Raw genomic sequence first — 21,158 nt, forward strand, 5'->3', positions numbered from 1 at the left:
ATCCGATAAACCGAGGTTTTCTAGAATTACGCACTGGGTTGATTTGGGCAGTAGAAACGGGTAATTGACTATTGAACGGGTTGAAATTAAACAAATTTTCAGTTCAATAAATGTGCAAAATGTGAGTTTACAGGGATATTGGAATGGGTGGGGGAAATTTGAACGGTTATTGACTATGGAACGACTGATATTTTGCAGATTCGGTGTGGAATGTGGGGCAGGGGGCGACAGAGTAAAATAAACCCGCAATTTTTGCGGGTTGAAATTGCCTAGTTATCTCGCCAATTAATCCAGAGCCATTACATCAAATGTAATCGAAATTAATATTTGAGTACAAAACTGAGTACATAAAAAATTAATTTTTAATTAAATTATGTTTAAATACAGTAAATTACCAGTTAGCTCTCATAGTCATGAAAGTAGAAACTTTGGTTTTCTTTACTGGTATTCAAGGTTGTGTATTCTCCGTTATCGCCAATTTAATTACGACTAATCAATGAATTACATTTCCATTAGTGTCACATTTATCTCATTCTGTCGCTAGTTTGCACACCAAAAACGATCATTCTTGATGACGTTAAATGACGTGTTATAGATGGTAAACCATAATAAGATTTGAGCGAAGCAGTTCGTATGGCTATCCCAAACTCAGACTGACCGTGGCAGTGGCGGTTATTGTTCAAGATAGATGGGAAAAGAAATTTGATTAAGAAATGTATCTGAAAGGGAGTTTGTATCAATAAATTGTCGAAACTGACTTGTCTATGCGCCACTTGAAATTGTATTGTGTAGTTAGCATAAGAAATTATCGGTCTGATTAAAAAGGTGTGAAAAATGGACAACACAAATAAACCAACATTCCAAAATGTACTGGAGTTTGTGCGTATATTTCGGCGCAAAAATAAATTACAGCGCGAAATTGTAGACAATGAGAAAAAGATCCGAGATAACCAAAAACGTGTACTCTTGCTTGATAACCTGAGTGACTATATAAAGCCAGGTATGTCGATTGAAGATATTCAAGGAATTATTGCTCATATGCGCAGTGATTATGAAGAACGCGTTGATGAATATATCATCAAAAATGCCGAACTATCTAAAGAACGCCGTGAGTTATCCAAAAAACTTAAGGCAATGGATGGTGGAGTTAAGTAAGTTTTAGCTGTTTGAAAAGATGATTGTTTAGTACTTAACCACGCCTTATGGCGTGGTTGTTTTTTTAGTTTGAGTTCCAATAAGGTTTGAGTTCAGGATCAATTAAAGCATAGGTTTGATAGTAAGTTCGTTCATCTTCGGCCATTTGTGCTAATTGTTCGGCTACATCTTCTCGGTTTACCATGCCATGAACTTCCACTTGATAACGTTTGCAATGTCCAGTACCAGGTTGATCGGTAAGACCACCGGGACGAATGATGGTAAAATTCAGTGTGCTGGTTTGTAGGTAACTTTCAGCCAGTGACTTGTGTCTGACAGATTGCCCGAATAATGATTTGGCCCGTGCTGATAATGTCTTCCAACTTTCACCGCATCCAATGGATGTCACTAATAACATACGGGTAATTTGAGCTTGTTCCAATGCATCTATGATTGCCATGTTCCCATGATGATCCGAATTTCCTCCGCCAATCGTTGAGAAGACAATAGGATTTTCTCCTGCCTGTGCAATTGCTTTTTCTATACTTTTTCTGTCACAAGCGTCACCGTGGATTACGTTAACTCCTGATGCACTGAGTTCCGCAGCTTGTTGTGGATTACGAATTAAGGCTGTGACAGGACGGTTTTGTTGTAGGGCAATGGTGACCAAATGGCGTCCAACACCTTTTCCGGCACCAAAAATTAACCAAGGTTTCATTGATGGGAAGCTCTCCATAAAATTAACTAACTATTTTAAATGATAACCATTTAAGTTTATTGGAATAGTTGATTGAAAGGAATGAAGGTAATTCGTTTTTGTTGTGGGTAAGGTAAAAAAATGGCTCCCAATCCAGGGGAGCCATTTAATTCAAATCACAGTATCCGATTATTCGAATAGCGGTGGTTTAGACATAGCAGAAGTTGCAATACTTGTTGCAGAATGCCCGCCAGCACCGCCTTTACCTTTGAATGGATAAGCAGGGCGTTGCCATTCAGTGATAAGCACAGGCTTAGTCATCATATCTGGTGCTGGAGCCTTCGTCATTGGGGAGTAAGCGTGATGATTTTTTTCCACGATAATCGAAGACTTAACAACTGTTTTCTCTTCCGTTTTAACTTCTTCTGCCTTAGGGCACATTTCCGTTGCAACAGTTGGCTGTTCTTCATGATGTTCCTGTTCAACAACCGACGTCCTAATGATGGACTCTGCCGTGTGGCACATTTTTTCAGCATCGAGTGATACTAGAATATGTGATTCTTCATCTGCTAAAATTTCTGACCAATGTTTTTCATCATGATTGATGACAGGTTCCACATTAGCTGATTCTGAAGCGTCAGGCTTTTCTAATTCTGGCTCTGCTGGTGTCACGATGGAAACGCTATCAACAACAAATTTCACATTATCATCATGAGTAATGCTGTCTTGTTGTTCTGCTATTTCGGCGTGAGGCACTGTTGTCGTTGGTGCTGATTCTGTGATTGATGGCATCAGAATAACTTTTTCCTGTTGTACAGGTATTGTTTTTTCTTCAAACGGTTCGCTAATCACATTAACAGAAGCAGGGATTTCAGGTTCAGTCATGGTTACAGGAGTAACCGGATAACGAACCCACACTTTGCCTGATGCCAGTTCTGGCGATACAACAGCCATTCTCAATGGTACTGGCGATTGAGTCAGATTGCGTTCATCACGGTAGCGGCGGCGACGCTGACCGCTGACACGCAAGTGACGCGGGGAACGGCGGGAACGACGCGGCATTGTGTTGTCTTGCTGCTCATTATTTTGTGAAATAACAGCTTGTAATGCAGCGTTTTGTGAATCTGTATTTTGTGGCATTTCAGGTTGGTTAGCTGCTTCAACATGAGTATCAATAACGGCTGGTACAGACGTTTTTGTCTCTTTGTGAGCGTTTTCTGATACAGACACAGATTCAGGCATTACAGCGGGTAAGACTACAATATTAGTTTCTTGTCTCAATTCGTCAGTGATACGAACTTTTTGCTCAAGCTGACGGCGCTGACGGCGAGGCATGACTGGCTGACGCTCTTCAACGTCTTCTTCGACAATGTCAGGTCGATTGATGGTCTGTTGAGCTTTAGCTTCCAGTTGCTGCTGCCGTTTTTCTTCTTGACGGCGACGTTGACGTTCAGCACGTTGTTCACGGCGTTGCTGCTGCTGTGCTTCACGAGCTTCGTTATCCAGCTCAGTGCTATCCTGGACATTGTTCGGCTGGGCATTACGGCTCTTGCGCTGTTCATCACGTTCACGGTTATTACGTGCTTCACTTTCGCGCCGCTGATTCTGACGGCGTGGGTTGCGACGCTCTGATGAGCGACGATTATCATTGCCCGCCGATTTTTTGTCCCTTTCTTGGGTTTGTTTTTCTTCTTCACCACCACTGAACATTTTTTTCAGGGCACTCAAGAATCGGCTAAACAAACCTGGTTTTTCTGTCTGTTTTTGGTTATTGGTGACGACTTTTTTCTCTTTTGTTTTTACTTTTGTTGTTGTCGGTGCGGCTTCTTCTGGCAGATCAAAAGTTGAAATGGCTGGTTGCTCTGGACGTTTGCGTTCATGCTGAATATCGTCCTGAGCATTTATCATTTCCGCTTCATGCAGTTGTGGAAGCAAATAGCTCAACGTTGAAATTTCTTCGCCTTTACGTACCCGTAAGACAGAGAAATGTGGTGTTTGCATTTGATCATTTGGAACAATGACAACACCAACATCACCTTGGCGGTGCTCAATGGCGCTGACTGCCTGACGTTTCTCATTCAGTAAGTAAGAGGCGATCTGCACAGGAACAATGGCATGAACCTGATGTGTGTTTTCTTTTAGTGCTTCTTCTTCGATTAAACGCAGAATTGACAGGGACAGTGATTCATTATCACGAATAGTGCCGGTGCCGCTACAACGCGGGCAGACATGGTGACTGGATTCACCCAAGGATGGGCTTAAACGCTGGCGTGACATCTCCAGTAAGCCAAAGCGGGAAATCCGGCCGATTTGAATACGGGCGCGATCTTGTCTTACAGAGTCACGTAACCGATTTTCAACTTCACGTTGATGACGCACGGGAGTCATGTCAATGAAATCAATAACAATCAGGCCACCGAGGTCACGCAGACGCAATTGGCGTGCAATTTCATCAGCAGCTTCTAGGTTGGTATTAAATGCCGTTTCTTCAATATCACCACCACGAGTTGAACGGGATGAGTTGATATCGATAGCCGTTAAAGCTTCAGTCGTATCAATGACGACAGAGCCGCCGGAAGGTAACCGAACTTCACGCTGGAAGGCCGATTCGATTTGCGATTCTATTTGATAATGGCTGAACAGGGGGACTTCACCACTGTACAGTTTGATTTTACTGGCAAAATCCGGGCGTCCCAGGGCAGTGATGTGTTGGCGTGCCAAATCAAGGATTTTAGGGTTGTCGATCAAGATTTCCCCAATATCTGGGCGCAGATAGTCACGGAATGCGCGTACGATCACATTACTTTCCTGGTGGATCAGGAAGGGCGCGGTGTGGCTGTCGGCAGCTTTTTTGATAGCTTCCCAATGTTTCAGGCGGAAGTTTAAATCTCCCTGCAAAGCTTCAGCTGATTTGCCGACACCTGCGGTACGAACGATAAGCCCCATGCCTTCTGGAACTTCAAGAGAAGAAAGCGCTTCTTTTAATTCGATGCGATCATCACCCTCAATGCGGCGAGAAATTCCGCCTGCTCTTGGGTTATTTGGCATCAGGACTAAATAGCTGCCAGCCAGACTAATAAAGGTTGTTAAAGCTGCCCCTTTGTTGCCTCGTTCTTCTTTATCAACCTGGACGATGACTTCCTGGCCTTCTTTAAGGATATCCTTAATATTAGGGCGACCATGAGAGTGATAATTACTTGGGAAATATTCGCGAGCAATTTCTTTTATGGGTAGGAAACCATGACGCTCCGCGCCGTAATCAACAAAAGCAGCTTCCAGGCTAGGTTCAATTCGAGTAATTTTCCCTTTATATATATTTGCCTTTTTCTGCTCGTGTCCAGGGCTTTCAATATCCAAATCATAAAGACGTTGCCCATCAACAAGGGCAACACGCAACTCTTCCTGCTGGGTTGCGTTGATTAACATTCTTTTCATTCTAACTTACTCATTATTTTTTACATGAATATAGAGCTGCGAGTAAAAAAGAGGCGAGCTACTAGTTACCGATGGCCTCGTGTCTTTTACAAAACCGTCAGCCTCACGGCTATCGTTTGTATAGAGGCGCCTATTTGTCGGCGAGTCTGAATTTCATTTGAACACAGTACTCTTTATTGGGGCACTGTAATAAATAGGTACAGATTTTACCCAATCCAGTAAGCTGCCACCCGCAGCCCATAAATTATTTGATCGAACATTACGTCTTATGCCATTGCTGCGTTTTTGCTCGATCAAACAGATAACAAACAATTTCAATCTTGCCATTCATAGTTTAGTAAACCGTGGCCAGAAAGCATTATTCCATTGCTATTGGGGTGATAGCAAGGTGACTTTGTCGCTTTACAGGTTTTTTATTAGGAAATAGTGATAAGTTGTTAATATTTAGTCTTTATCCTAAGTCACCTGAAACAATGAAGTAGGAAAAATGGCTGTTATTTAGACATAGTTAAAAATGAGTGGCGCTCTGTTTGTTGGATTATTAGAATCTCACCCATGAAAACAGATAATCAAATTGTACAGTTTGTCACGATTGATGACGAATATGCCGGTCAGCGAATTGATAACTTTTTGTTGGCCCGTTTAAAAGGCGTACCTAAGAGCATGATCTATCGGATCTTGCGTAAAGGTGAAGTTCGAGTCAACAAAGGAAGAATTAAGCCTGAATATAAATTGACAGCAGGTGATGTCATCAGGATCCCGCCGGTTAGAGTCGCAGAAAAACAAGAAACACCGATATCTGTCAAGCTGGCTAAGGTTGCTGCTTTGGCGGAATGTATCTTGTATGAAGATGACCATATTTTAGTCATCAACAAACCCTCAGGAACCGCAGTACATGGGGGCAGTGGCCTGAGTTTTGGCGTGATAGAAGGATTGCGGGCTTTGCGTCCTGAAGCCCGCTTTCTTGAACTGGTGCATCGGCTTGACCGCGATACATCGGGTATTTTGTTGATTGCGAAAAAACGTTCTGCATTGCGGGCATTGCATGAACAATTACGCTTGAAACAGATGCAGAAAGACTATTTGGCGCTAGTGCGTGGGCAATGGCAATCCCATTGTAAAGTTGTAGAAGCCCCTTTATTGAAAAACACCCTGCAAAGTGGAGAAAGGGTGGTTAAAGTCAGTAAAGAAGGCAAACCGTCTGAAACACGGTTTAAAGTTGAAGAACGATATGCATTTGCAACATTGGTGCGGGCAAGCCCAGTGACAGGGCGAACTCACCAGATCCGAGTGCACTCTTTACATGCCGGTCATCCGATTGCGTTTGATGATCGCTATGGTGACAGAACATTTGATGCCCAACTTGCAGAAACAGGACTTAACCGATTGTTCTTACATGCCAACGCATTAAAGTTCACCCATCCATCCACAGGGGAAACGCTGCGTTTCGAAGCCCCAATGGATGATAGGTTGCGGAAATGTTTAAGAATATTGCGGCATAATCATCATTGATAGCATACCGTCAGTGGGTTTATCCCCTGACGGATAAGCATTTCTGTCAACGTTATTAATGGTAAGCCGATAAGTGTGTTTGGATCTTTGCCGTCAAGTTTTTCGAATAATGTAATTCCTAAGCCTTCGCTTTTGAAACTGCCCGCACAATTGAAGGGTTTTTCTTTGTTGAGATAATAAGTAATTTCTGTTTCTGTCAGATCTCTGAAATAGACATGGAATAGCTCACAACGAGTATCAACCACTTCTGTTTTGCTATTGAATAAGGTAATGCCAGTATAAAAAGTGACACATTTTCCACTGGCTTTTTCCAATTGTAAGAAAGCATTCTCAAAATTATGGGGTTTGCCGGTGATCCTGTCATCCAAAACACAAACTTGATCTGACGCTATAATGAGGTGGCTAGAATACTCCCGCTGTAATGCGTGAGCTTTTGCCTGTGACAGCCGCGTTACCAACTGTTTTGGACTTTCGTTTTCCAGCGGGCTTTCATCAATATTGGGAGCAGCACAGGTAAAAGGTAATCCCAGCTTTTCTAGCAATCGGCGGCGATATTCGGAAGTTGACGATAAAACAATCGGAAGCATCTTTTTTTCCATAAAATACGTAGAGAAATATTTGCAGGCATTTTAAACTATACGCCGCTTAATAAGCGAATATTTGACGGAAAGGCGTAGATGTGTGGCCTTTTTCTTTGACTATGTCTCATTACAAAGATAATATGCGCGCCTTATGCAAAAGGTAAAATTACCCCTGACCATTGATGCACTTCGAGCAGCCCAGAAAAGATTGGATTACCATGGTAGTTACTCTGCTGAGCAAGTTTCTCGTCTTGCAGAAACTGTGGTCAGTGTGGATGGTGATGTAGATAACTCATTATCATTTGAAATTGATAATCAGCGTCTGGCAGTTGTAAAAGGGCATTCCGAAGTGGATGTTACGCTTACCTGTCAACGTTGTAGCAGTAACTTCAGTCATCATGTTCACACAACGTATTGTTTTAGCCCGGTCGTCAATGATGAACAGGCTGAGGCATTACCGGAAGAGTATGAGCCAATAAACGTTAACGAATTTGGCGAAATAGATTTGCTGGCAATGATTGAAGATGAAATAATTCTGTCTCTGCCGGTGGTTCCGGTACATGATTCTGAACACTGTGAAGTGTCCGACGCGGACATGGTGTTTGGTACGCTGCCTCCTGAAGCAGAAAAACCAAACCCGTTTGCCGTATTAGCCAGTTTAAAGAAAAGTACTTAAGGAGTAAGGTCAATGGCCGTACAACAGAATAAACCAACTCGTTCTAAGCGTGGTATGCGTCGTTCTCATGACGCACTGTCTGCAACACTTGTCTCTGTAGACAAAACTTCTGGTGAAACTCACCTGCGTCATCACGTGACTGCTGATGGCTACTACCGTGGCCGCAAGGTAATCAACAAGTAATTTCAGCTAATCATTAGCAAGTTGATATCTTGGCTAATCTAACCTTAGCGTTAGATGCTATGGGTGGGGACTTTGGTCCTCGCGTTACAGTGCCTGCTGCATTGCAGGCACTGGCATCTAATTCACAACTGAAGCTATTGTTGGTCGGCAATCCCGAAACCATCTTTCCTTTGCTTGCAAATCAAAATGCCGAGCTGCTTAGCCGTTTGCAAATTGTCCCTGCGGAACATGTCGTTTCCAACGATGCAAGGCTATCTCAGGCCATTCGTTCCAGTCACGGTACTTCAATGCGTATAGCACTAGACTTAGTGAAGTCGGGCGAGGCACAGGCCTGTGTCAGTGCGGGGAATACAGGGGCTTTGATGGGACTGGCTAAATTGATGCTGAAATCCATTGAAGGTATTGAGCGGCCTGCATTGATGACAGTGATACCTAATTTGAAACAACGGAAGACAGTTGTATTAGATTTAGGCGCTAATATTAATTGTAATAGTAGCATGTTAGTCCAGTTTGCGATTATGGGCGTCGTAATGGCGGAGTATGTTGCTGGTGTAGATAACCCACGTGTTGCATTACTCAATATCGGGGAAGAAGAATCCAAAGGGCTAGATAATATCCGCGAAGCTGCTATAACCTTGCGTAATATCCCAACGATTAATTACATCGGGTATGTGGAAGGAAATGAGTTACTGACCGGAAAAACGGATGTACTCGTATGTGACGGCTTCGCAGGTAATGTTACGCTGAAAACGATGGAAGGTGCGATCAGAGTGATCTTATCTCTGGTAAAGTCACCGGATGGTCAGCAGAAAAAATCATCTTGGTTGATGAAGCTCTTCAAGATGAAGATAGTGAAAAGATGGTTACTGAGACAGATAACCAAACGGTTCGGCCATCTAAACCCTGACCAGTATAACGGAGCAACGTTATTAGGATTACGTGGTATCGTTATAAAAAGCCACGGTGCTGCCAATGAACGTGCTTTTAAGGCTGCAATTGATCAAGCCATTCAAGCTATAGAGAAGCAGGTTCCAGACAGAATCGCTGCCCGACTGGATGCAGTATTACCCAAGAGTGAATAAACATAACATGTATACAAAGATCTTAGGTACGGGCAGTTATTTGCCTGCGCAGGTGCGTACTAACGCAGATTTAGAAAAAATGGTAGATACGTCTGACGAGTGGATTGTCACTCGGACGGGCATTCGTGAGCGTCGTATTGCGGCTGAAGATGAAAATGTTTCCATTTTGGGTTTCAAAGCGGCTGAAAAAGCCATTGAAATGGCGGGCATCGATAAAACACAAATTGACTTAATCGTTGTTGCCACAACAAGTTCAACTCATGCTTTCCCAAGTGCAGCTTGCCAAATTCAGCAGTTGTTGGGCATTCCAGGCGTTGCGGCTTTTGATGTTGCAGCAGCGTGTGCCGGCTTTACTTACGCGTTAAGTGTTGTCGATAAATTTATTAAAACAGGTGCGGCTAAACATGCATTGGTGATTGGCTCTGACATTATTTCAAGGGTCGTCGATCCTAAAGATCGCAGCACAGTTATTCTTTTCGGCGATGCAGCAGGAGCAATGGTTGTCGGGGCTTCAGAGGAACCCGGCATTTTGTCCACTCATCTTCATGCTGATGGCCGTTATGGTGACTTACTGTCATTGCCGCATCAAAGCCGGGTGGAGTGTGATACTCCAGAATATGTGACTATGGCCGGCAATGAAGTCTTTAAAGTGGCGGTTCGTGAATTAGCGAATATTGTTGATGAAACATTGGAAGCCAACAACGTGCCTCACTCTCAGCTTGATTGGTTAGTACCTCACCAGGCTAATTTGCGTATTATTGCGGCAACTGCCAAGAAATTAGATATGACAATGGATAAAGTGGTCATCACTTTAGATCGTCATGGCAACACCTCGGCAGCATCTATTCCGACGGCATTCGATGAAGCGGTACGTGATGGAAGGATCCAACGCGGCCAACTTGTTTTACTTGAAGCATTTGGCGGTGGCTTTACCTGGGGCTCAGCGCTGGTACTTTTTTAATTTAACAGGAAAATAAACATGTCTGATTTTGCAATGGTGTTTCCCGGTCAAGGTTCTCAATCTCTGGGGATGTTGGCTGATTTAGCCGCAGAATTTCCACTGGTTGAGCAAACGTTCGCAGAGGCTTCTGCGGTTTTGGGATATGATTTATGGACGTTGGTTCAGCAAGGACCGATAGAAGAACTGAATAAAACCTGGAAAACTCAACCTGCATTGCTGGCAGCTTCAGTGGCGATTTGGCGTGTATGGCAGGAGAAAGGCGGTAAGGCACCGTCCATAATGGCAGGCCATAGCCTTGGCGAATATTCTGCACTGGTCTGTGCGGGCGTGATTGATTTCCAGCAAGCCATTAAACTTGTTGAATTGCGTGGGAAGTTGATGCAGGAAGCTGTACCAGAAGGGCAGGGAGCAATGTATGCCATTATCGGTTTAGATAATGAATCCATTGCAAAGGCATGTGAAGCGTCAGCACAAGGTCAGATTGTTTCACCGGTTAATTTTAATTCACCTGGGCAGGTGGTTATCGCAGGTGAAAAAGAGGCTGTAGAGCGTGCGGGAGCGGCATGTAAGGCCGCAGGCGCAAAACGGGCATTGCCGCTATCCGTTAGTGTGCCTTCGCATTGTGCATTGATGAAATCTGCTGCTGAACAACTGGCGGCTGCATTGCAAGACGTTGAGTTTAACCAGCCGCAATTCCCTGTCGTGAATAACGTCGATGTAAAAGTAGAAAAATCTGCTGATGCTATTCGGGACGCGTTGGTTTGTCAGTTGTATAATCCTGTACGTTGGACAGAATCAGTTGAATATATTGCAGGGCTAGGGGTTGAACAATTGTTAGAAATTGGGCCAGGTAAGGTACTCACTGGGTTAACGAAACGTATTGTTGATACTTTAAGTGCTGTAGCAGTAAATGATGTATCATCACTCACAGTTGCTCTGAACAAATGACTGGGGAAAAAATGGGCTTTGATGGAAAAATTGCGCTGGTCACTGGCGCGAGCCGTGGCATAGGTCGCGCGATTGCAGAATTATTGGTTGAACGTGGTGCATGTGTTATTGGTACCGCAACCAGTGAGAAGGGCGCTGAAGCAATCAGTGCCTTTCTTGGTGATAAAGGTAAAGGTTTTGTACTGGATGTCACAGATTCAGAATCCATTGAAAATGCACTCTCGAATATTCGTGCTGAATTTGGTGAAATAGACATTTTAGTTAATAATGCAGGCATCACTCGTGATAACTTGTTGATGCGCATGAAAGATGATGAGTGGCAAGATATTATTGACACTAATCTTTCTTCGATTTTTCGTCTGTCAAAAGCAGTAATGCGCTCTATGATGAAAAAACGTTATGGACGTATTATTTCTATTGGCTCTGTTGTTGGAACAATGGGAAATGCGGGACAGGCGAATTACGCGGCAGCGAAAGCAGGAGTTATTGGTTTCAGTAAATCATTGGCTCGTGAAGTCGCTTCCCGTGGCATCACGGTTAACGTTGTTGCACCTGGTTTTATCGAAACTGATATGACCAGAGCGTTGACAGACGAACAACGTGCAGGCATTGCTGCTGGAATACCTGCTAATCGTCTTGGTGATGCAAAGGAAATTGCCAGTGCTGTAGCGTTTCTTGCTTCTGACGAGGCCGCTTACATCACGGGTGAAACATTACATGTCAATGGTGGCATGTACATGATCTAAAAAATGAGCGAACCCACTGTTTTTGATGTGTTTTTTGTACAAAAAAAGCAGATTGTGGTTCGACCAGCCGGGATTTGGTTGCATCTTTTCCTGTATTTTATAAACTACGAAAACCATCGCAAAAGCGAGTTTTGATAGGAAATTTAATAGTATGAGCACTATCGACGAACGCGTTAAGAAAATCATCGTTGAACAACTGGGTGTTAAAGAGGAAGAAGTTGTGAACACAGCTTCATTTGTTGATGACTTGGGCGCTGATTCTCTTGACACAGTTGAACTGGTAATGGCTCTGGAAGAAGAGTTCGATATCGAGATCCCAGACGAAGAAGCTGAAAAAATCACTACAGTTCAGGCTGCTATTGACTACGTTGAAAACGCAGGTAAATAAGCACACATACCTAGGCGGTCGTTCGACCGCCTATGTTTTTCGTCCTAATTTTTTTCCCTCCTTGGAGGATAACCGTGTCTAAGCGTCGAGTAGTCGTGACCGGACTAGGCATGTTATCTCCTGTCGGCAATACAGTAGAGTCTTCCTGGAATGCTGTTTGTGCCGGACAGAGTGGTATCGGCCTTATCGAACATTTTGATACCTGTAACCATGCAACTAAGTTTGCAGGTTTGGTGAAGAATTTTAATCATGAAGATTTCAATATTTCGCGCAAAGAAGCACGGAAAATGGATCTCTTCATTCAGTATGGTATTGCTGCTGGCAAGCAAGCTATTGACGATGCAGGAATCGAAGTAACAGAAGCCAATGCTGGCCGCTTTGGTGCGGCCATTGGTTCTGGTATTGGTGGGTTAGGGCTGATCGAAGAAAATCACAGCACACTGCTATCGTCAGGGCCTCGTAAGGTTAGCCCATTCTTTGTACCTTCAACCATCATTAATATGGTGGCGGGCCATTTGAGCATTCTGTATGGCCTCCGTGGTCCGAGCATTTCCATTGCAACTGCTTGTACTTCTGGCGTACATAATATTGGCCATGCGGCTCGCATCATTGCCTATAATGATGCTGACATTATGCTGGCGGGCGGTGCAGAAAAAGCGAGTACTGAGTTTGGAGTTGCTGGATTTGGTGCTGCACGTGCATTGTCAACCCGTAATGATGATCCTCAAAGGGCAAGCCGCCCTTGGGATAAAGATCGTGATGGCTTTGTGCTGGGTGATGGTGCAGGTGTCGTTGTGCTTGAAGAGTATGAGCATGCCAAAAAACGTGGTGCCAAAATCTATGCTGAAGTTGTTGGTTTTGGCATGAGCAGCGATGCTTATCATATGACATCGCCTCCTGAAGATGGCGCAGGTGCTGCTTTAGCAATGCAAAATGCCCTGAATGATGCGGGAATTTCACCAGAGCAGGTGAGTTACATCAATGCCCATGGTACATCTACGCAAGTGGGTGATCTTGCAGAAGCTCGTGCAGTGGAGGCTGTTTTTGGTGAAGGCACTAAAGTATTAGTGAGTTCTACCAAATCAATGACAGGCCACTTGTTGGGTGCCGCAGGCGCGATTGAATCTATTTTCACTGTTCTTTCTCTGTGTGATCAGATTGTTCCTCCAACTATTAACCTGGAGAATCAGGATGAGAACTGTCGTTTGGATTTAGTTCCGGGCGCAGCGCGTAACGTTGAAGGAATGGAATACGCATTGTGTAACTCTTTTGGTTTCGGTGGCACCAACGGGTCATTGATTTTCCGCAAGATCTAAAATCACTTTGTGCTTATGAAAAGCCCCGACAAATGTTGGGGCTTTTTTATCAAAAATAAGAAGTTAACATGACGTATTGGATTAATGGTAATCAGTGCGATCATATACCTGTCAATGATCGTGCGGTGCAGTTTGGTGACGGCTGTTTTACCACAATAAAGGTTGAGCAAGGGATACCGGTTTTGCTACCTTTGCATATAAAACGGTTGCAGAAAGGTGTTGAAAAACTCTTTATGCCAGCACTGGATTGGTTCCAACTTGAGAGCCATATTAAACAGGTAGTGAAAGGGTGTGATTCCGGTGTGTTGAAAATCATTCTTTCCAGAGGCACGGGAGGCCGTGGCTATAGTTTTGCTGACACGACTACGCCTACCCAGATCTTGTCTTTGAGTTCATATCCTGAACGATATATAACTCAGCGTCAAAAAGGTGTGTCATTGACTCTTAGCCCGATTCCAATGGGAATTAATCCCTATCTGGCTGGCATTAAGCACTTAAATCGTTTGGAGCAGGTTTTGATCAAACGGTTTATTGAACAATCAGGAGCAGATGAAGCTCTGGTACTTGATAGTGATGGCTTATTGGTTGAATGCGCTACTGCCAATATCTTCTGGCGAAAAGGCAAAAATGTTTATACACCTGATCTCAGCCAGTGTGGGGTAGAGGGGATTATGCGACAAAAGATCATCGAATTGTTGGCGAAAAGTGATTATCGCTTATCATGTATTATGCGCTATCCCGAAGCGCTGGCTTATGCAGACGAAGTGATTATCTGTAATTCCTTAATGCCAGTACTGCCAGTAAGTCAAATTCAAGCGCATAAAAATCAACCTGCATGGAAATATCAATCAAGAGAGTTGCATGAATATTTATTACCTGAATGTTTAAAACCTTAGCGAATTAGTATTCAGAAGCACAAATAAAGTGATTACCGAATGAAACTAAAAAAGCCCATTTTCATTCTGCCCGGATTATTTATTGCGATCGCGGTGATCGTATTTTTTTCTTTTATGAAGAAAATAGAGAACTTTGCTGATCAAGGGATTAATCTTAGCCAGGAGCTTATATTTACTGTGCCGGTGGGAACTGGACGCACTGGACTGCAAGCCTTACTGACCCAGTATAAATTGATTGAAGAGAGTCAATTATTGCCATGGCTGTTTCGCTTTAAACCAGAGCTGGCAAAGTTCAAGGCTGGAACTTACCGTTTGCAAAAAGGGATGTCTTTGAAGTCTGTCCTGCAACTGTTTGCTAGTGGCAAAGAAACTCAGTTTACCATTCGCTTTGTTGAAGGCAGCCGTTTATCTGATTGGTCAAAAATATTGCAGAATGCGCCATACTTAAAGCATGAAATAGAAAATAAGACGCCGAATGAGCTGCTTGATACTTTAGGCATGAAAGAAGGCGAGTCACTGGAAGGTTGGTTTTATCCTGATACCTATTTGTATACAGCAGGCACGAGTGACTTGGCGTTACTTAAACGCGCCCATAACAAAATGAAAACCGTCGTCGGGCAGGAATGGGAAAACAGGGAAAAAAACCTGCCATATAAAAGTGCCTATGAAATGTTGATCATGGCCTCTATTATTGAAAAAGAGACGGCAATTGAATCTGAACGAACCAAAGTTGCCTCTGTATTCGTGAATCGTCTACGGTTAAAGATGAAACTGCAAACTGATCCAACCGTGATTTATGGATTGGGAGATAAATATACGGGTACGATTTTTCGCAGTAATCTCAACACATTTACACCATACAATACGTATATGATTGATGGGTTGCCACCAACCCCTATTGCCATGCCAGGTCTGGCTTCAACTAAGGCCGCAGCACATCCTGCTGTCACGGAATATTTATATTTTGTGGCGAATGGCGATGGGGGGCACACATTCACCACCAATCTGGTAGCACATAATAAGGCAGTAAGTCTTTATCGCCAAAGGTTAAAGCAGGATAAATGAGTAGCAAATTTATTGTAATTGAAGGGCTTGAGGGTGCTGGAAAAACAACGGCAATCCAAACAGTGGTTGAAACCTTGAAGCAGCAAGGTATTTCTGATTTGGCGCTTACCCGTGAACCTGGCGGGACACCGTTAGCAGAAAAATTACGTGAGCTGATTAAACAAGGGGTTGAAGGAGAATCACTGACAGATAAAGCAGAACTATTAATGCTATATGCTGCCAGAGTTCAATTGGTAGAAAATATTATCAAGCCAGCTTTGGTAAAGGGAACGTGGGTCATTGGTGATCGCCATGATCTCTCATCCCAGGCTTATCAGGGGGGAGGCCGAGGCATCGATCAACACTTGATGGCGTCACTACGCAGTGCTGCATTGGGCGATTTCTCTCCAGATTTAACCCTTTATCTTGATGTACCACCCGAAGTGGGCTTACAACGTGCGCTTGAGCGCGGTGAATTGGATCGGATTGAAAAGGAGTCCTTAGACTTTTTCCACCGCACGCGTACAAAATATCTCGAACTTATGGCGAAAGATGACAGTATCAAAAAGATTGATGCAACCCAGCCATTGGAAAAAGTGCAGGATGATATTCGTCATACCTTACTTGATTGGTTAAAGAACCTTGACTAAAAGCACAGGCAATTCAGACAAGAACTGGTATCCGTGGCTCAATCATGCATACCGTCAGTTAGTTGAATTCCACCAACAGGGGCGTGGACATCATGCTATTTTGCTTCATGCTCATGCAGGAATGGGGGATGATGTATTATTGTATGGTTTGAGTCGCTGGTTAATGTGTCAGAATAAACAGGGCATTAAAAGCTGTGGCAAATGCCACGGCTGTCATTTGATGTTGGCGGCAACACATTCTGACTGGCATGTTCTTGCTCCTGAGAAGGGAAAAAATGTCATTGGAGTAGACGCAGTACGTCGGCTCAGTGAGAAGCTCTATGAATATTCTCAGCAAGGGGGAGCCAAAATTGCCTGGATCACATCCGCAGAATCCCTGACTGATGCTGCTTCTAACGCCTTATTGAAAACGTTGGAAGAACCGCCACAAAACACCTACTTTTTGTTGCAATGTCAAAGCCCTGTAAATTTGCTGGCAACACTACGCAGCCGCTGTTTTTACTATTTTGTGCCAGCTCCTGAAGCCTCGGCGGGGCTTTATTGGCTGCAAAAACAGCTACCAGCGATATCTTCGTTGGATGCACAAACAGCATTGAAACTTTCTCAGGGAGCGCCATTGGCTGCGGAGCAACTACTCCAAACTGAAAAATGGCAGCAGAGGAATTCACTTTGCCAGGCGATTGAACAGGCATTACATAAATGTGATACCCTGACACTTTTACCATTACTGAATCGTGATGATGTGCAGCAATCTTTGCATTGGCTGATCAGCTTATTATCCGATGCAGTAAAATGGCGGCAGCAGGCGCAGAATTACTGTATCAACCAAGATCAGCAGGTTTTGATTCATTATCTTGCTTCTCGCCAAAGTGTGGAAACATTATTAAATACAGTTGATGACTGGGTACATTGTCGTCATCAATTATTATCGGTGGTGGGAGTCAATCGGGAATTGTTGTTAACGGAACAATTACTCAATTGGGAAAGGCAATTTTGTCCCGCACAGTAACTTAGTCAGATACGAGCCTATTATGTTTTTAGTTGATTCACATTGTCATCTCGATTGCCTTGATTATGAAACGCTGCACCAAAGTGTAGATGATGTTGTGGCGAAAGCGGCCGAACGGGATGTGAAGTATATGCTGGCAGTGGCAACCACGTTGCCGGGTTTCCGGCAAATGAAGGCATTGATTGGTAAGCGGGAAAATGTCGCGTATTCCTGTGGTATCCACCCATTGAATCTGGATGAAGGTTACGATTTCGAAGAGCTTGCCCGATTGGCTGCGGATGAAGAAGTCGTTGCAATGGGGGAAACCGGCCTGGATTATTATTATCAGCAAGAAAATGCTGAACGCCAGAGAACTTCATTTCGTGAACATATTCGCATTGGCCGGGTATTAAATAAGCCAGTGATTGTGCATACCCGTGACGCAAGAGACGATACATTGATGGTTTTACGGGAAGAAAAAGTCCGGGATTGTGGTGGTGTGTTGCACTGTTTCACAGAAGATAAAGAAACGGCAAGGGCGCTGTTGGATTTGGGTTTTTATATCTCTTTTTCTGGTATTGTCACTTTCCGTAATGCCGAGCAGATCCGTGAAGCAGCAAGATTTGTGCCACTGAATCGCATTCTGGTGGAAACTGATTCACCTTATCTGGCACCGGTTCCTCATCGGGGTAAGCAAAATCAGCCTGCTTATGTACGTGATGTTGCTGAATATATGGCAGTATTGAAAGGTGTCAGTGTTGAAGAATTGGCGGCGGTGACGACCAGAAATTTTTGTGAACTGTTTCATATCGATATTAAAGAAAACTAAGTCAGCTGTGTCACACGGTGTTTTAGGCCTTATAACAAACAGGAGAAGTAAAATGGCAGAAGAAACTATTTTCAGTAAAATCATCCGTCGAGAAATTCCTTCTGATATTATTTATCAGGATGATTTGGTCACGGCATTTCGTGACATTTCCCCTCAGGCACCAACCCATGTTTTGATCGTACCTAATGTATTGATCCCAACGGTTAATGATGTCACTGCCGATCATGAAATGGTCTTAGGACGTCTGTTTACCGTAGCAGCGAAAATAGCAAAAGAGGAAGGCATTGCAGAAGATGGCTATCGCCTGATCATGAACTGTAATCGCCATTCTGGGCAGGAAGTTTTCCATATCCACATGCATTTAGTCGGTGGCCGTCCATTGGGACCGCTATTAGCAAAATAATAACCTAATTTATGTATACCAATTCAACTTCAAGATGCGTGTTATATTTCCCCACTCAGCGGGGAAATATAGGGCCTTGCGTCGTTCTGCGGATTGCAACTTGAAGTTTATCGAGTATATATCGGTACAAAGTAGTGATGTAACTGGAGTAGATGAATGAAAAGAATTCTCTTTGTTATGTTATCAGCAATGTTGCTGGCGAGTTGTGTCGCTCCAGAAACACAGCCGCCTGCTCCTGTTACACCGGTGGAGCCAGAGAAAAAACCGGAGTCGTCGGTAGGACCGTCAGAAAAAGTTCCCCAGCCGCCTAAAATCCAATCTATTAATTGGGTTCGCATTGTTCAGCCGTTAGTTGATCAGATGGTTAATGCTAACGGTGTGGAAGCGGGAAAATTACTGTTGGTTGATTCTGTTAAGAACAACACGAATGGTTCATTGCGAACCCTGAAAGCCACAGATACGATTGCGAATGTCATCAGCAATAAACACACTTTTCAGGTTGTATCGAAATCCCAGGTCCATTTAGCCAGACAGGCGCTGGGGTTGTCATCAGAAGATAGCCTGGGATTGCGCAGTAAATCCATTGGATTGGCACGTTATTTAAATGCCGATTATGTTCTCTATTCTGTTGTCTCCAATAATCATGGTCAGCGTGACCTGGAGATGCAGTTAATGCTGGTGAAAACTGGCGAAATACTCTGGTCAGGCCGCGGTGACGTTAACTAATGGCAACGTTTTGCTCAGGGTGTTGTGTCAGTTATGGCCTGATATTCCCGCCGACTCTTGGGAAATTAGGCCATTAACGGGTCTGACACAGGGAAGTTACTCTATTGCTAATACAGCTACAAATGAAGTGCATCAGATGGTTGGACGCGGGCAAACACCGCATAGTGAAATGCTCGGCGTGGATCGTCAACGAGAAAATCAGATCTTGCGGCGATTATCTTCCACCGGTATTGCGCCTAAAGTCGTGGCTATGCACGGAACCTGGCTGTTGCTTGAGTGGCTTACTGGAACAAAAGTAAAACCCGATACACTGGGCCAGCCAACTTTACAGCAACCATTGGCTCAAACGCTTGCTATTCTTCATAACCATTCTCCATTGGGTTACCCCTTTCAATTAAAAGAACAAATTGCATTCCAGTGGCAGCAGATTGACAGAAGACGCTTGTCGCCCCGTTGGTTACGTCTGCACAAATTTTTTATGGCAAGTAGAGTACCCACCGCATTAAAAATAGCTCCGGCTCATATGGATATTCACCCTGATAATCTATTAATGACTGAAAAAGGGTTAAAATTGATTGATTGGGAATATGCTGCGGATGTCGATATCGGCTTTTCACTGGCTGTATTATTCAAGGGAAATCAGTGGAATGAGGTGAAGCAAAAGACTTTTTTAGATTATTATTGTACTCAGGCATCAGGATATTCAGATATCCACTTATTGCAGCAACACATTAAGCGATGGGAGCCGTGGGTCAGTTATATGATGTTAATGTGGTATGAAGTGCGCTGGCAGCAGACAAGAGAACAACAATTTTTATCGCTGGCATATCCCTTACGCCAGACTTTTGAATTGTCGTAATGAATCTAATAACCAATATAAAGAGAAGTGAGGAAGGCTATGGGGCCAGTAATGTTAGATGTTGTTGGCTATGAATTGGATAATGAAGAGCGCGAAATTTTACAACATCCATTAGTGGGTGGCTTAATTTTGTTTACCCGCAATTTTCATGATACAGAACAATTACGTGAATTGGTTCGCCAAATCCGCGCAGCTTCCCGCCACCGTTTGGTGGTTGCTGTTGATCAGGAAGGAGGACGGGTTCAGCGTTTTCATGAGGGGTTTACGCGTTTACCTGCGGCCCAATCTTTTGCTTGTGTACATGACATGCTTATAGGAGCACATCTGGCAAAAGAGTCTGGTTGGTTAATGGCATCAGAAATGATCGCAATGGATATCGATATCAGCTTTGCGCCAGTATTGGACTTAGGACATAAATGTACAGCAATTGGTGAACGTTCATTCCATGAAGAGCTTGAACCTGCGATGGTAATGGCGGAAAAATTTATCCAAGGAATGCATTCTGCGGGCATGAAATCGACGGGGAAACATTTTCCGGGACATGGCGCCGTGACGGCAGATTCCCATAAGGAAACACCAAGGGATAACCGTCCTATGAATGCCATTAGTTGCCATGATATGGTGATTTTCCGCGATTTTATCCAACGTCATCTGCTGGATGCAATTATGCCTGCTCACGTTATTTATCCTCAGATAGATCACCGACCTGCAAGTGGTTCACCTTATTGGTTGAAAACCATACTTCGTGAGCAATTAGGATTTAACGGCGTTATTTTTTCCGATGATTTGTCGATGGAAGGTGCCGCCGTGATGGGCAGTTATGCTGAACGGGCTAAAGCCTCATTAGATGCCGGTTGTGACATGATTTTAGTGTGTAACAATCGAGAGGGTGCGGTCAGTGTGCTGGATAACCTGCCGATAATTGAATCACCTAAAGTCAAACAGTTATATCATCAAGGCAAACAATTTAGTTTGGAAGAGTTACAAAAATCTGCGCGTTGGCAAAAAGCTAACCAGACGTTACAGGGTTTGTGTGAACAATTTTTGTGATTGATGTCTAATTAATCAAAAGAATTTAGTTGTGACTGTTTTTGGTATGACCAA

The 21,158-nt window shown here is 43.7% G+C and carries 22 protein-coding genes; 19 read left to right on the forward strand and 3 right to left on the reverse strand.

What is annotated here, in order from left to right:
- Positions 1–834 precede the first annotated feature (834 nt).
- Complete coding sequence (gene tmaR, locus ABLA76_RS09625; RefSeq protein ID WP_074018717.1) at positions 835–1,155, forward strand: PTS system regulator TmaR; 321 nt, start codon at positions 835–837, stop codon at positions 1,153–1,155.
- Positions 1,156–1,219: 64 nt separating this feature from the next.
- Here the strand turns inward: tmaR and ABLA76_RS09630 are convergent, their stop codons facing one another.
- Both ABLA76_RS09630 and rne read right to left on the reverse strand, forming a co-directional pair.
- Positions 1,220–1,852, reverse strand: a complete 633-nt coding sequence (locus tag ABLA76_RS09630) for an SDR family oxidoreductase (protein WP_348987759.1) — start codon at positions 1,850–1,852, stop codon at positions 1,220–1,222.
- 168 nt (positions 1,853–2,020) lie between these two features.
- Positions 2,021–5,266, reverse strand: a complete 3,246-nt coding sequence (gene rne, locus ABLA76_RS09635; protein ID WP_348987760.1) for a ribonuclease E — start codon at positions 5,264–5,266, stop codon at positions 2,021–2,023.
- 555 nt (positions 5,267–5,821) lie between these two features.
- Between rne and rluC the strand changes: the two genes are divergently transcribed.
- Complete coding sequence (gene rluC / locus ABLA76_RS09640; RefSeq protein WP_285810245.1) at positions 5,822–6,778, forward strand: 23S rRNA pseudouridine(955/2504/2580) synthase RluC; 957 nt, start codon at positions 5,822–5,824, stop codon at positions 6,776–6,778.
- Here rluC and ABLA76_RS09645 read toward each other — a convergent pair.
- The gene (locus tag ABLA76_RS09645) at positions 6,772–7,365 is read right to left on the reverse strand and encodes a nucleoside triphosphate pyrophosphatase (RefSeq protein WP_348987761.1); all 594 of its coding nucleotides are present in this window, start codon (positions 7,363–7,365) and stop codon (positions 6,772–6,774) included. The genes rluC and ABLA76_RS09645 overlap by 7 nt on opposite strands.
- Positions 7,366–7,510: 145 nt before the next feature.
- On the opposite strand from ABLA76_RS09645, the gene yceD reads away from it, so the two are divergent.
- From yceD to nagZ, 17 genes are all read left to right on the forward strand, one after another.
- The gene (gene yceD, locus ABLA76_RS09650) at positions 7,511–8,035 is read left to right on the forward strand and encodes a 23S rRNA accumulation protein YceD (RefSeq protein ID WP_348987762.1); all 525 of its coding nucleotides are present in this window, start codon (positions 7,511–7,513) and stop codon (positions 8,033–8,035) included.
- Positions 8,036–8,047: 12 nt separating this feature from the next.
- Entirely contained in the window at positions 8,048–8,218 is a 171-nt protein-coding gene (rpmF, locus tag ABLA76_RS09655; RefSeq protein WP_004240653.1) for a 50S ribosomal protein L32, read from the forward strand.
- Positions 8,219–8,247: 29 nt separating this feature from the next.
- A complete protein-coding gene (gene plsX, locus ABLA76_RS09660; RefSeq protein WP_348987763.1) occupies positions 8,248–9,300 on the forward strand; it encodes a phosphate acyltransferase PlsX in 1,053 nt (350 codons plus the stop codon).
- Positions 9,301–9,307: 7 nt separating this feature from the next.
- Complete coding sequence (locus ABLA76_RS09665; protein WP_348987764.1) at positions 9,308–10,261, forward strand: beta-ketoacyl-ACP synthase III; 954 nt, start codon at positions 9,308–9,310, stop codon at positions 10,259–10,261.
- Between the two features lie 18 nt (positions 10,262–10,279).
- Positions 10,280–11,209, forward strand: coding sequence for an ACP S-malonyltransferase (gene fabD, locus ABLA76_RS09670; RefSeq protein WP_348987765.1), 930 nt, complete (start codon positions 10,280–10,282; stop codon positions 11,207–11,209).
- Between the two features lie 11 nt (positions 11,210–11,220).
- The gene (gene fabG, locus ABLA76_RS09675; protein WP_047767589.1) at positions 11,221–11,955 is read left to right on the forward strand and encodes a 3-oxoacyl-ACP reductase FabG; all 735 of its coding nucleotides are present in this window, start codon (positions 11,221–11,223) and stop codon (positions 11,953–11,955) included.
- Positions 11,956–12,106: 151 nt separating this feature from the next.
- Entirely contained in the window at positions 12,107–12,343 is a 237-nt protein-coding gene (gene acpP / locus ABLA76_RS09680; RefSeq protein WP_012989255.1) for an acyl carrier protein, read from the forward strand.
- 74 nt (positions 12,344–12,417) lie between these two features.
- Positions 12,418–13,659, forward strand: coding sequence for a beta-ketoacyl-ACP synthase II (gene fabF / locus ABLA76_RS09685; RefSeq protein ID WP_348987766.1), 1,242 nt, complete (start codon positions 12,418–12,420; stop codon positions 13,657–13,659).
- Between the two features lie 68 nt (positions 13,660–13,727).
- Entirely contained in the window at positions 13,728–14,555 is an 828-nt protein-coding gene (gene pabC / locus ABLA76_RS09690) for an aminodeoxychorismate lyase (protein WP_348987767.1), read from the forward strand.
- A gap of 39 nt (positions 14,556–14,594) precedes the next feature.
- The gene (gene mltG / locus ABLA76_RS09695) at positions 14,595–15,620 is read left to right on the forward strand and encodes an endolytic transglycosylase MltG (RefSeq protein ID WP_348987768.1); all 1,026 of its coding nucleotides are present in this window, start codon (positions 14,595–14,597) and stop codon (positions 15,618–15,620) included.
- Entirely contained in the window at positions 15,617–16,249 is a 633-nt protein-coding gene (gene tmk, locus ABLA76_RS09700; protein ID WP_047767380.1) for a dTMP kinase, read from the forward strand. Before mltG ends, tmk begins: the two co-directional genes overlap by 4 nt.
- A complete protein-coding gene (holB, locus tag ABLA76_RS09705) occupies positions 16,242–17,258 on the forward strand; it encodes a DNA polymerase III subunit delta' (RefSeq protein WP_348987769.1) in 1,017 nt (338 codons plus the stop codon). The genes tmk and holB overlap by 8 nt, the downstream gene beginning before the upstream one ends.
- 22 nt (positions 17,259–17,280) lie before the next feature.
- Positions 17,281–18,066 carry a metal-dependent hydrolase gene (locus ABLA76_RS09710; protein WP_348987770.1) on the forward strand — a complete coding sequence of 262 codons (786 nt, stop codon included), beginning with the start codon at positions 17,281–17,283 and terminating at the stop codon, positions 18,064–18,066.
- Between the two features lie 52 nt (positions 18,067–18,118).
- Positions 18,119–18,469, forward strand: coding sequence for a purine nucleoside phosphoramidase (gene hinT, locus ABLA76_RS09715; RefSeq protein ID WP_348987771.1), 351 nt, complete (start codon positions 18,119–18,121; stop codon positions 18,467–18,469).
- A gap of 156 nt (positions 18,470–18,625) precedes the next feature.
- Positions 18,626–19,195: a penicillin-binding protein activator LpoB gene (lpoB, locus tag ABLA76_RS09720; protein ID WP_348987772.1), complete on the forward strand. Its 570-nt coding sequence runs from the start codon at positions 18,626–18,628 to the stop codon at positions 19,193–19,195.
- On the forward strand, positions 19,182–20,054 hold the full coding sequence (locus ABLA76_RS09725) for a phosphotransferase (RefSeq protein WP_348987773.1): 873 nt from the start codon (positions 19,182–19,184) through the stop codon (positions 20,052–20,054). Before lpoB ends, ABLA76_RS09725 begins: the two co-directional genes overlap by 14 nt.
- 39 nt (positions 20,055–20,093) lie before the next feature.
- Positions 20,094–21,104: a beta-N-acetylhexosaminidase gene (nagZ, locus tag ABLA76_RS09730; RefSeq protein ID WP_348987774.1), complete on the forward strand. Its 1,011-nt coding sequence runs from the start codon at positions 20,094–20,096 to the stop codon at positions 21,102–21,104.
- The last annotated feature ends 54 nt before the right edge of the window (positions 21,105–21,158 follow it).

The organism is Xenorhabdus sp. SGI240 (assembly GCF_040081915.1).
GTDB classification, from domain to species: Bacteria; Pseudomonadota; Gammaproteobacteria; order Enterobacterales; family Enterobacteriaceae; genus Xenorhabdus; species Xenorhabdus bakwenae.